Consider the following 11,430-nt stretch of genomic DNA (forward strand, 5'->3'; position numbering starts at 1 on the left):
ACGGCAGCGGGCAGCAATGCGAACGCCGTAGCGGTCGCTTCGATTGCCGAAGGAAATTGCCATGTTCGTGACCTTGCTCGCTGTCGTGATCTCTGCCCAGCCGGCCCCGGCCGAGGAAATCCAGTATCGTTCGTACGACGTCGCGACTGCGCTGAAGCGCGGCTGCAAGGTCCAGCGCGTCAATGTTGCGGCGGGCAAGGCCGAGCACGCGCCGATCATCCGATGCCCGGCGCAGCAGACGACCACGTCAGGAACGGAGCGCCGCCCGCGCAGCTGAGCCGCGCCACCGTCTTCCCGACTTTTGTCAGCCCGACCGAGTGCGATCTCGCGCATTGCAGCCGCGTGCTGGATCGGCTTACCTCCGCGCATCACGTTTCGAAGGAAATGATTTTGCGCGCTACGATCGCCCGCCGCCTGGTCGCGGCACTCCTGTTCGCCGGTGTCGCCGCTCCGGCCGTCGTGCAAGCACAGACGCCAGCGGCGCCGCCGCGGATTGTGGTTCCCCCGATCGCCTTCACCGAGCGCACCTTGCCCAACGGGCTTCGGGTGATCGCCATTCGCGATACCACCACCCCGAGCGTGAGCGTGCAGGTGTGGTACGATGTCGGATCGAAGCACGATCCGGACGGCCGCTCTGGCTTCGCGCATCTGTTCGAGCATATCCTGTCGCGCAAGACACGCAACATGCCCTACAACATGATCAATCGGCTGACCGAGAATGTCGGCGGAGTGCGCAATGCCTCGACCTGGTTCGATCGCACCAATTACTACGAGACCGTCCCCGCGCAGTATCTCGAAACGATGCTGTGGACTCATGCCGAGCGCATGGCGCGACCCGTGATCGACGCCGAGGTGTTCAACACCGAACGCAACGTCGTGAAGGAAGAATTCCGCCAGCGCGTGCTTGCCCCGGCTTATGGCCGACTGCGGTTGGTGCTCGACGAGAACAGCCATGATAATGTGCCCGCGCGCCGTCCGGGCATCGGCAGCCTCGAGCAGCTCGACGCGGCGACGCTGGACGACGCGCTCGCCTTTCACGAGGCCTATTACGGACCCGACACCGCGACGTTGATCGTTGCCGGAAATTTCGATCCGGCGCGGTTGGATCCGCTGGTGGACCGCTATTTCGGCATAGTTCCGCGGCGCAAATCGGCGCTGCCGCTGGCGATCCGCACGACCGAGAGGCCACGCACCGCCCCACGGCTGGTGACCGTCTACGCGCCCAATGTGCCGCTGCCGATGATCGCGAGCAGTTGGCGCATTCCGGGATCGGCGCATCTCGACATCGCGCCCTTGCTGGTGCTCGATGCGATCCTCGCCAACGGTGACAGTTCACGGCTGAAGCGCGCATTGGTCTTCGACCGGCCGATCGCCAGCAATGCGACCACCAGTTACAACGACGTGGAGGACAATGGCTTCCTTGCGCCGATGGTCACCCTCGCCAGCGGGGCGACGGTGGAGCAGGCCGAGACGGCGTTGGCCGCCGAGATTTCCCGGTTGCGCGATACACCGGTGCGCGCGGCGGAGCTGGGCGAGGCGAAGAACGAAATGATGGCGGAGGCGTTGGCATCCCGCGAGACTGCGTCGGGTCGTGCCTTTGCGCTGGGTGAGGCGCTGGTGCGAACCGGTGATCCGCGCGCCGACGACAAACGGCTAGCCGCCATCAGTCGCGTCACCGCCGCGGATGTGCGGCGCGTCGCGCGGAAGTATCTGAAGCCGGAAGCGCGGGTGGACATCCGCTACCTCGACGAGAGCAAACGCCCTGCCGGCGAGCCGGACAATTGGCGCAACCCGGCGCCGATGCCGCACTGGGTGACGGTGCCGCCGGCGACGCGCACGCCACTGACATTGGCGCCTGAGGGCGAGCGCGAGCAACCACCGGCGCCTTCGACACCGGTGCCGGTGACCAATCCGGTGATCGCCGAATCGCAGCTGGCCAACGGCATGCGGCTGGTGTCGGCGCGGACGGGCGGCGTGCCCATCGCCACGTTGACCCTCGTCTTCAAAGGCGGCGGCGTTACCGATCCGCAGGGACGGGCGGGAGTCGCCGAAATGGCGGCACTGGTCGCGACCAAGGGGACTGCAACGCGTTCCGGCGAACAGATCGCCGCCGAGCTGGAGGCGCTTGGCGCGACGATCGATACCGACGCCGCACCCGACGGGACGGTGCTCAGCGTCACCGCACCGGTCGGTGCGCTGGATGCAGCGGGCGAGATTCTGGCCGACGTGGCGCGCAATGCCTCCTTTCCCGCCGACGAGGTCGAGCAGGAGCGGCGCCGTACCATCGACCGGCTTCAGGTCGCGATGAAGAACCCCGGACCGCTCGCCAATATGGTGCTGCAGCGTGCGATCTACGGGGCCGCGCCCTATGGCGGCGTGGCCACACCACGCTCGCTGGGCGCGATCGACCGCGATGCGCTGGTGGCGCAGCGCGATCTTTGGTGGCGGCCGGACAATGCCGCGTTGATCGTCACCGGCGGGATCATGCCGGCCGAAGCGCAGCGGATCGGCGATCGCCTCTTCGCCAGCTGGCGACCTATCGGCGCGGCGCCCGGCGGCCAGAGCGATGCAGCGGGCAGCGCCGGCAAGCCGCGGGTCATCGTGGTCGACATGCCGGGCGCAGGACAGGCGGCAGTCGTAGCGGGGCTGCGCATTCCAGCACGGCGCGACCCCGCCTACCCCGATCTGATGATCGCCAATGCAGTGCTCGGCGCGGGATCGAACGGGCGGCTGTTCCAGGAGGTTCGCGTGAAGCGCGCGCTATCTTATGGCGCGTACAGTACCCTGTCGCCGCGTGCGGGGACGGGCATGATGAGCGCCGCGGCGCAGACCAAGAACGAGAGTGCGCCGGAGGTCGCCGGGATCTTTGCGGACGAGCTGAAGCGCATCGCCGGCGAGCCGCTCGACGCGGAGGCCGTTGCGCAGCGAATCGCATTCGTTCAGGGCGGCGTATCGCGCCAGTCCGAAACCAGCGCGGGCTTTGCCAACGCGCTCGCCGGGCTGGTGCTGCAGGGTGTCGCACCCGGCGAAGCGGCGAAACTGCGCGAGCGCATCGGCGCGGTCACGCCCGACGCCGCCGCCGCGGCAGCGCGCCGGGCGATCGGCGGGGCAGGCGCCACGATCGTGATCGTCGGCGACGCCAGGCTGTTCGTGGACAAATTGCGCGAGCAATATCCGCAACTGGAAGTGATCCCCCTCGCGGCGCTCGATCTGGATCAGCCGCAGCTCCGCGCGCGATAGTCGCGGGATGGACAAGGCACCGGCCATCGCGGCGCTCATCGGGCTATTGCTGGCGTCCCCGCCGGTCTTGCGCCCCGACAATGCTGTCGGCGAGCGTCGCGTGCTCGCCGACGGCGACCGGATCGCGAGCGATGCCGCGTTCGACAAGATGGCGCGCACCGAGGGTGGCGGGCGGTTCTTCGAATTGCCGCGAGTGATGTTCGCGATCGATCGCAGCGGCGCGCGCCCGCACGTCTACTGGATCGACACGCGGCGTTATCTCTATCATTTCGACTTTCTCCAGGCCCGCTATCTCACGCTGGCCGATGCGGACAGCTTCAACGCGGCCAATTATTCGCGGGCGGACCGTCGTTTCGTGCTCGGCGCGGTCGCGCGCTATCCACGGCTGGGCCGCTATGGTGTCGAGCTTTGGGAAGGCGACGTCGTCGAGCCAGAGTTGCTGGCCGCGATGATGCAGCAACTCGAGGCGACCTTCCACGCGCCGCTGACCTTCAAGCCCAATTCGGATCAGCAGGGGGCGGCGGCGAAGCGCGCCGGCCTGCCCGTCATCGGCATCGAAGAGGCTTATGGCGCGCGGGAGCAACTCGTCCTGAACGGCGGCCGCGCGGTCGGGCGGCTGGTGCTCGTCGACGAAGGGGCGGAGGAAGATCTGCTTCCTGGAGACATCGCATTGCTCAAGGCGATGCCGATACGCATGCCGCCGGTGGCGGGCATCGTCTCGTCGACCTTCACGACGCCGATCAATCACGTGAGCCTGCTTGCCAAGACCTGGGGGATTCCGAACGCCTATCGCGCCGATGCCGGTCATCTGTGGGGCGAATTTAGCGGGCGGCAGGTCGTGCTCGATACGCGCGGCCGGTCGGTCACGGTTCGGCTCGCGACCGATGCCGAAGTGCGTGCGGCGGAGCGCACCCGCGCGATCCGCAAGGTTCGGGCGCCGCGTTCGGATCTCGCTTATTCCGGGCTGCCCGCGCTCACCGAGCAGGATGCAGGGTGGGCGCCGCGCACCGGCGCCAAGGCGGCGAACCTCGCCGAAGCGGCCGGGCTCGCCCGCAAGCGCCCCGATCTGAGGTTCGAGGTCCCGCCGGGCTTCAGCGTTCCCTTCGCATTTTACGAGCACTTCGTCGTTGCCAATGGCATCGGCGCGAGTGTCGAGGCGTTGCTGAGCGATCCGAGGCGCTACGATCCGGCATGGCGCCGCGGCGCGCTGGCGGCACTGCGCGCGCGCTTCGCTGCCGGCAGCATCCCGAGAGCCGATCTGGCCGCGATCCTCGCCCGGCGCCGGGTCCTGTTGGGCGACAAGGGGGTGTTCGTGCGATCGTCGACCAATGCCGAGGATTTGCCCGGGTTCAACGGCGCCGGACTGTACGACACGGTACCCAATGTCACCGGTTCCGAGGCACTGGAAGCCGCGCTCAAGACGGTATGGGGCTCGCTGTGGAACGAGCGTGCCTTTGCGGCGCGCGAGCGGGCGGGGATCGATCATCGCGCGGTGCGCGCCGCCGTGCTGCTGCAGATCGGCGTCGACGCCGATGCCGCGGGCGTGATGACGACGATCGATCCGTTCGACGAACAGTCGGCCGAGCAGCGCATCTTCATCGCCGCCAAGCGCGGCATCGGCATCCGCGTGGTCGAAGGCAAGAAGATCGCCGAACAGCTGCTCTATCGGCCCGAGCTGGATTCGGTCCAGATTCTCACGCGTTCGCAGGACGACGTGATGCTGCATTTCGCGCCGGACGGCGGGGTTCAGGAAGTGAAGGTCGACCCCAATCGCGCAGTGCTCTCGGACGATCTGGTCCGGCGGCTGGGCAGGATCGGGCTGGCGATCCAGCAACGGTTCGGCAATCGGCCGCAGGATATAGAATGGCTGGTCGTCGGCGGGCGGATCATGATCGTCCAGTCGCGCGACTATGTGAAGGGATGAGGACGATGCGCAGGCTGACCAAGATCGTCTTCGCACCACTCATGCTCGGTCTCGCGGCGGCGCCGACGGGCGCGCGGATCGCGTTCGTTCCTCCCCAGATGGTGGGGCCTCCCGGTCTGGTGCTCGATCCGGCATGTCCGATAATGGTGGCGCCATCGGGCGGGACTACGCCGGGAGCGGAGATACCGGTCCGGGGGCTGGCGCTCGGCGCGCCGGTTCAGCGAAGCGCCACTTCCTTTCCGACCGGCGGCAGCGGCACGGCAAATGCGATGGAGCGTGAGCGCCGGAGAAAGGCGGGGCTTCCCTATGAGCCCCGGATATACGATCCGGCGGGTTCTGAACGACCGGCCGTCTTCGCCGTCGGGATGCGCCAGCCGCCAACGGCCTGGCTCTATCAGCGCCTGCTCTTGAAGCCTTCCGGTGCGGCCTATCCCCGATACGGACTCGTCTTCGCGCAGGCGACATCCCCGACTGCGGGGCGGATCGCCTCGCTGGCGCTGGTGCGTCCAACCAGGCCGGCTGCGCGCCCCAAGATGTCGATCAGCGGCGGATACCGTTTGCGCGAAGGTTGCCAGCGTGAGGAGCCTGTCCATGTCTATGCGCCGGCCATGTCGGTCGGGCAGATCCGCAAGCTCTTCGCGCGCTCGGGTTGCAGCTGGACGAATCTATCGGCCTGCAGCCGCTCCCAATGGCCGCGCGGTCGTGTCCTCTTCGTGCAGATGCAGCGCAGCGGCGCCGGATACGAACATCGCTGGATCGATTATGATCTGCTCGCGGGCGGCGGAAATCTAGAAAATTCAAGGAAGAGATTCGGGATTATACTGATATAGATCATCTATCGATATCGAAGCACTCGATATATGGCCGGCTGTTATTTCGTTTCCTTGCCAGAACAGCCATGGCAAATCCTCGGTTCTGCCTACACGATAACATCGAGCAATATTGATAATATCGTTCGCCCCTGCGCACCCGCAACTTCACATGCCTCTCTCCGGTTTGAGCGGATCAGGAGGTGCTGCAATGTTCATGCACAACAAGCGACTGCAATATACCGTACGCGTGTCGGAGCCCAATCCCAGGCTGGCCTGCATGCTGCTCGAGCAGTTCGGCGGTGCCGATGGCGAGCTCGCTGCGGCCATGCGCTATTTCACGCAGGCGCTGGGTGAGGAGGATCCGGGCCGCAAGGACATGCTGCTAGACATCGCCACTGAGGAATTGAGCCATCTCGAAGTGATCGGATCGATCGTCGCGATGCTCAACAAGGGTCTCAAGGCCCAGCTTTCCGAGGCGCAGCAGGACGAGGCGGAGTTGTTTGCGATGGTCGGCCAGTTCGGTACCAGCGCGAAGGAATCGCTTCTGTTCGGCGGCGGGCCCGCGCTGGTCGACTCGGCCGGCGTGCCGTGGACTGCCGCCTATATCGACACGCGCTCCGAGCCGACGGCCGATCTACGTTCGAACATCGCGGCCGAAGCGCGCGCCAAGATCGTCTATGAGCGGCTGATCAACATTACCGACGATCCCGGGATCAAGGAGGCGTTGGGGTTTCTGATGACGCGCGAAGTGGCGCACCAGAAGTCGTTCGAGAAGGCGCTCTATTCGATCGAGAACAACTTCCCGCCGGGTAAGCTGCCGGGGATCGAGCAATTCGCCAACGTCTATGTGAACACCTCGCAGGGTGAAGGCGACGAGACCGGTCCGTGGAACTCTGGCGAGCAATGGGAGCGGATCGACGATCTCGAGCAAACCATGCCGATCGACGACGGTGACGGCACCGCCACGGTGGTGCTGGGCAAGGAGGATAAGGCGGCGCTCACGCAGCTGATGCTCCGCGGCGAGTCGGCGACCGACAAGGATCCGACCACCGGAGCCGATCTCGGCGCCGGACCTGGCGCAGGCAAGACCAAGCAAATCGAAGAAATCGACTGAGACCCTGAGTCATTGACGCGTCGGGCAGTTCGTTCTCGGACGAACTGCCCGACGCGGCTACCCGTTCAGAACTTCGTTCCGGCCCTGATTCCGATGACGCGCGGGGTGATCGGAACGACATACTGTCGCTGGTCGCAAGCCCCGCATTGCTGGAAGCGAGAGATCTGGCCGCGTTCGTCCCAGATATTCTGCGCGAACAATTCGAAACTCATCCGCGAGAGCTCGAAACCGATGGCGAGGTTGCCGGTGGTATAGGATTCGAGGCGGCCCAGCGCGGCAGCCTTGGCCACGCGGATGTCCGACGATGCCGAACTCTGGTGGGCGATCAGCCCTTGGACATAGCCGCGACCCGATCCGATCGGCACCGAATAGCGTGCGGTGCTGCTGATCTTGAAGCGCGGAGTGATCGGCAGGCGTGTGCCCTCGGGCGCCAGCACGTCGCTGCCGTCGCCGATGCAAATCTGGGTTGCGCACAGATCCTCCCGGGTTTTGGCGTCGGTATAAGATCCCGCCACGGTGAGGTTCAGGCCGCCCAGCGAGGCATTGACGTCCATCTCCACCCCGCGGATCCGCGCATCGGGGCCATTCTGGATGATCGTGAAGCTGTTTTCGCCGAGGAAGGAGAATTGGAAGTCCTTCCAGCTCTGCTGATAGATCGCGCCGTTGAAGCGCAGCCGGCCGTCGGCGAGCGTGGTCTTCCACCCCAATTCGTAATTGGAGAGGGTGTCGGTGGAATAAGGTGCGACGTCGCCGCGGCGATTGATCCCGCCCGGCCGGAAACCGCTGGAGGCGACGGCGTAGAATAACAGCCCGTCGCTGGGTTTCCACGTCAGGTTGAAGCGATAGGTGACGCCTTGCCCCCCCGTCTTCTTGGGAAGCAGCCTGCCGCTGGCATAGGTTGCGAGGTTGGTGCACGGCCCGCCCGCGACCGTCGCGGGCAGCAGCGTATTGGTCGGGCTGCCGTCGAGATAAGCGTCGCGCAGCGTCCTGCCATCGGCGAGGAAACAGCCGGCGACGCCGGTGCGCGAACTGCCCGCGGCATTGAACGGCGACGCCGTATAGGGACGCCCGTCGGCGGGATCGACGCCCGGATTTCTGCCGAAGCCGAAGAAGCCGATCAGCGAATTGTCATAGATATAGGCGCGCGCGCCGGCCGTGAAGCTCAGTTTGGGCGAGAGGTCGAAGCTCGCCTCGCCGAACATCGCATAATCCTTGTCGACGCGGTGCTGCTGGGTCAGCCACAAAGTGCCCGGCGAACCGTTGACCGAGACCTCGGCGCCGAGGTTGGGGATCTGATAGTCCTGATGGATCAGGTTCGACTGGCGCTGATAGAACAGGCCGGCGACGATGCGGAACGGATCCTCCGACGGCGAGGCGACGCGCAGCTCCTGGCTGGTCTTCTTGAAATGATCCGAGGCGACCACGACCTGGCGCGGGTCGATCGTGTTGCCGGCATTGTCCTGGTAATAGAAATAGCCGGCGAGGCCGCCGACGGAGGCGTAGAGATTGTCATAGGCTTCGGAATAATCGGTGTAGTCGCTCGACGAGCGGGTTATCCGATCGAGATAGGCGCCGGCATAGGTCACATCCCAATTGCCGATCTTGCCCTCGATCGTCAGTGCGCCCTGGATGAAGCGTTCGCGGCGATATTCGGGATAGAAATGCTGCACCTCGAGGTCGCCGACCTGCGGATCGAAGCCATAGGTGCCGTGGCTGCGCATCTCCTGGTAGAGCACCGTCGGCGTGACCGTCCACGTCTCATCGAGATCGACCTTGAGCGCGGCGCGGCCGCCCCAGGTCTCGGTGTCGTTATAATCCTTCTCGACGAATTCGTCGTTGTCTACGGTGATCCCGCCTGGCGTCGGCAGGAAGCTGCGCGTGCCGGGGACATTGTCGATATAGCCGGCATCGCGCTGGTAGAAGCCGACGACGCGGAGCGCCGCGCGGTCGGAGAAGGGCGTGTTGATCATGCCCTCGATCTTGCCGCCTTGCCCGCCGTGCGCGACGGAGTTGAACTCGGCGTCTACCCGGCCTTCGAATGCCTCGGTTTCGGGCTTGTTGGTGATGATGCGGATCGTACCCGCCTGGCTCGACGCGCCGTACAAAGTGCCCTGCGGCCCGGCGAGGCTCTCGATCCGCGCGACGTCGTAGATATGGACGTCGAGGGTGCCGCCGATGGTCGTCACCGGCTGCTCGTCGAGATAGCTGCCGACCGAGGGGAGCGAGCCCGAATGGTTGCCGTCGCCGCCCGATGCGACGCCGCGCATATAGACGGTGGTGACGCCCGGCTGCGAGGTCTGGAACGCCACCGACGGTAGCAATTGGGTATATTCGGTGAAGTTCGAGATATTGAGCTGATCGAGCCTGCGCGTACCGATCGCCTGGATGCTGATCGGCACCGACTGGATATTCTCGTCTCGCTTTTGCGCGGTGACGACGATCTCGTCCCGATCGGAGGGCAGATCGCTGCTACTCTCGGCATCCTGAGCTTGTGCCGCGGCGGGCAGGATCAGGGCGGTCGAAGCGAGCAACCCGGAAATCACGGCACGGCGCATTGAAACGATCATCGCGGTCCCCAGCGTAACGTCAATGTAACCCGAGACTGTGGTGCGGCGCAGCAGACGTCAATCGTTGCGCTTGCAACCAAATGCGTTCTTCGGGTGACCGTGATGTTTCTGCAACGTTACAAGTTTGGCGGAGCGTCCGGATAGCAATCGACCACTTCGCCGAGCGCGGCAACCAGTGGGTCGAGATGTTGCGCGAAGGGGCGCCAAGCGCGATCGCCACCGGTGAAGATCGGCTGACGCACTTGCTCCGAGCTGGCGGTGCGTACCGCGCGCTCGGTCTCGTGAAAGGCGAGGCAGCCGGGCTCGAAGGGGACGTTGCAGGCGTCGAGCAGCCGACGCACTTCGGGCTCGGTGTCGGCGACCAGCGCCTCGTGAATCACGCGGTGGACGCGGCCCGGCTGGATGCGGTCGAGATGCGTCATCAGCCGCACATAATCGCGGTAATAACGTCCCATATCGTCGAGCGCGTAGCTGAACGCCTGTCCGCGCGCGAAATGCTGCTTGAAGTTGGAGAAACAGCAGGCGCGCGGCTCGCGGCGCGCGTCGATGATCGTGGCGTTCGGCAAGATCAGACGGATCAGCACGACATGCGCCCAATTATTGGGGAGCTTGTCGACGAACAGCGGCCGGTCCGTCCGGCGCTGGACGGCGGTCCGGTGCAGATACTCCTCGCCGAGTTCGCGGGCGCGTTCGCCGGTCAGTTCGGCGAGACCATGCGGATATTCGGGAATACGCCGGGCGAGGGCGGGGAAGTCGGGCAGCTCGGTGGTGCCCTCGATCTGGCTGTGGCTGGCGAGGATCTGCTCGACCAGAGTCGAGCCTGCACGCGGCATGCCGAGGATGAAGATCGGGTCGCGCGCATCGCTGCCCCATCCGGCCCGGTCGGCGAAGAATTCGGGCGTGGCCAGCGCAATGCAATCGTCGACGAAGCGTTCGGTCTCGTCGGCGTCATAGACAAGCTGTGTGCGGCGAAGCGCGTTGCCGGCGGCGTAATGGCCGAACGCGCGGTCGGGCTCGCGACGATCCTCAAAGGCTTTGCCGAGCGCGAAATCGAGGTGGAAACGGTCCTCGTCGCCGATGCCGGGCTCGGCCTGCGCGGCCTCCATCGCGGCGATGTCGGCATCGTCGAAGCGTACCGTCTTGAGATTGGCGAGGCTCCACCATGCCTCGCCCAGCCTCGGGGAGAGCTCCAGCGCCTTGCGATATGCCGCAATCCCCTCCGCCTGGCGCCCGACGGTCTTGAGCATGTGGCCGTAGCTCATCCAGAGTTTGGGCTGCGCGGGCGCCTCCGCCAGCACGCGTTCATAGAGCGTAATCGCCTCCTCGAACGCGCCGAGCCGGCCGAGGGTAGCGGCCTTGAGATTGGCGTGACCGGGATGATCGGGCTCGGCTTCGATCAGCCGATCGAGCTCGTCGAGCGCCTCGCTCGCGCGGTTCTGGCGATAGAGGACGAGCGCGAGATTGGCGCGTGCGGCGGTGAAGGACGGCGCGATCTCGACTGCTCGGCGGAGAAGAGCCTCTGCGTCCTTCAGGCGCCCGATCCGTCCGGCCAGTTCGGCGAGCATGCGGATCGCGCGGGCGTCGAATGGATAGCGCTTGAGATAGGCCTTGAGCCCGCGTTCGGCATCGGGGAGACGATTATCGTGCAGCGCAAGCGCGGCGGTCATCAGATCGGCGGGGAAGCGCGTCGCGAGCATCGCGCGAAGATGACCACGCGGCCGCGGCGCGATCAAGCACCCGTTTTCGTGCTGGACGCGCGTCGCCATCGCCGCG

Annotated in this window: 7 protein-coding genes; 5 read left to right on the forward strand and 2 right to left on the reverse strand. The window is 65.6% G+C overall.

The genetic code is table 11. The features are described from left to right. The first annotated feature begins 61 nt into the window (after nucleotides 1-61). The 5 genes from CVN68_RS02445 to CVN68_RS02465 all read left to right on the forward strand — a co-directional run bounded on the left by CVN68_RS02445 (nucleotide 62) and on the right by CVN68_RS02465 (nucleotide 7,090). Nucleotides 62-277 (forward strand): hypothetical protein, encoded by a 216-nt coding sequence (locus tag CVN68_RS02445; protein ID WP_100280796.1) that lies wholly within the window; start codon nucleotides 62-64, stop codon nucleotides 275-277. A 107-nt stretch (nucleotides 278-384) separates the two neighbouring features. Continuing rightward, nucleotides 385-3,240 (forward strand): M16 family metallopeptidase, encoded by a 2,856-nt coding sequence (locus CVN68_RS02450; RefSeq protein WP_158298670.1) that lies wholly within the window; start codon nucleotides 385-387, stop codon nucleotides 3,238-3,240. A 7-nt stretch (nucleotides 3,241-3,247) separates the two neighbouring features. After that, nucleotides 3,248-5,164, forward strand: coding sequence for a PEP/pyruvate-binding domain-containing protein (locus CVN68_RS02455; protein WP_100280798.1), 1,917 nt, complete (start codon nucleotides 3,248-3,250; stop codon nucleotides 5,162-5,164). A 5-nt stretch (nucleotides 5,165-5,169) separates the two neighbouring features. Then, complete coding sequence (locus CVN68_RS02460; RefSeq protein ID WP_100280799.1) at nucleotides 5,170-5,994, forward strand: hypothetical protein; 825 nt, start codon at nucleotides 5,170-5,172, stop codon at nucleotides 5,992-5,994. Between the two features lie 190 nt (nucleotides 5,995-6,184). Next, nucleotides 6,185-7,090 (forward strand): manganese catalase family protein, encoded by a 906-nt coding sequence (locus tag CVN68_RS02465; RefSeq protein WP_100280800.1) that lies wholly within the window; start codon nucleotides 6,185-6,187, stop codon nucleotides 7,088-7,090. A 65-nt stretch (nucleotides 7,091-7,155) separates the two neighbouring features. Here the strand turns inward: CVN68_RS02465 and CVN68_RS02470 are convergent, their stop codons facing one another. Both CVN68_RS02470 and CVN68_RS02475 read right to left on the reverse strand, forming a co-directional pair. Then, on the reverse strand, nucleotides 7,156-9,645 hold the full coding sequence (locus CVN68_RS02470; RefSeq protein WP_324870990.1) for a TonB-dependent receptor: 2,490 nt from the start codon (nucleotides 9,643-9,645) through the stop codon (nucleotides 7,156-7,158). A gap of 128 nt (nucleotides 9,646-9,773) precedes the next feature. Then, nucleotides 9,774-11,354 carry a tetratricopeptide repeat-containing sulfotransferase family protein gene (locus CVN68_RS02475; RefSeq protein WP_233503536.1) on the reverse strand — a complete coding sequence of 527 codons (1,581 nt, stop codon included), beginning with the start codon at nucleotides 11,352-11,354 and terminating at the stop codon, nucleotides 9,774-9,776. Nucleotides 11,355-11,430: the final 76 nt, after the last annotated feature.

It is taken from the genome of Sphingomonas psychrotolerans (assembly GCF_002796605.1).
GTDB lineage: Bacteria > Pseudomonadota > Alphaproteobacteria > Sphingomonadales > Sphingomonadaceae > Sphingomonas > Sphingomonas psychrotolerans.

Excerpts from the sequence above, each read along its gene's own strand:
- CVN68_RS02445 (WP_100280796.1), top strand. The coding sequence starts at position 62 with ATGTTCGTGACCTTGCTCGCTGTCGTGATCTCTGCCCAGCCGGCCCCG.
- CVN68_RS02450 (WP_158298670.1), top strand. The coding sequence starts at position 385 with ATGATTTTGCGCGCTACGATCGCCCGCCGCCTGGTCGCGGCACTCCTG.
- CVN68_RS02455 (WP_100280798.1), top strand. The coding sequence starts at position 3,248 with ATGGACAAGGCACCGGCCATCGCGGCGCTCATCGGGCTATTGCTGGCG.
- CVN68_RS02460 (WP_100280799.1), top strand. The coding sequence starts at position 5,170 with ATGCGCAGGCTGACCAAGATCGTCTTCGCACCACTCATGCTCGGTCTC.
- CVN68_RS02465 (WP_100280800.1), top strand. The coding sequence starts at position 6,185 with ATGTTCATGCACAACAAGCGACTGCAATATACCGTACGCGTGTCGGAG.
- CVN68_RS02470 (WP_324870990.1), bottom strand. The coding sequence starts at position 9,645 with ATGCGCCGTGCCGTGATTTCCGGGTTGCTCGCTTCGACCGCCCTGATC.
- CVN68_RS02475 (WP_233503536.1), bottom strand. The coding sequence starts at position 11,354 with ATGCTCGCGACGCGCTTCCCCGCCGATCTGATGACCGCCGCGCTTGCG.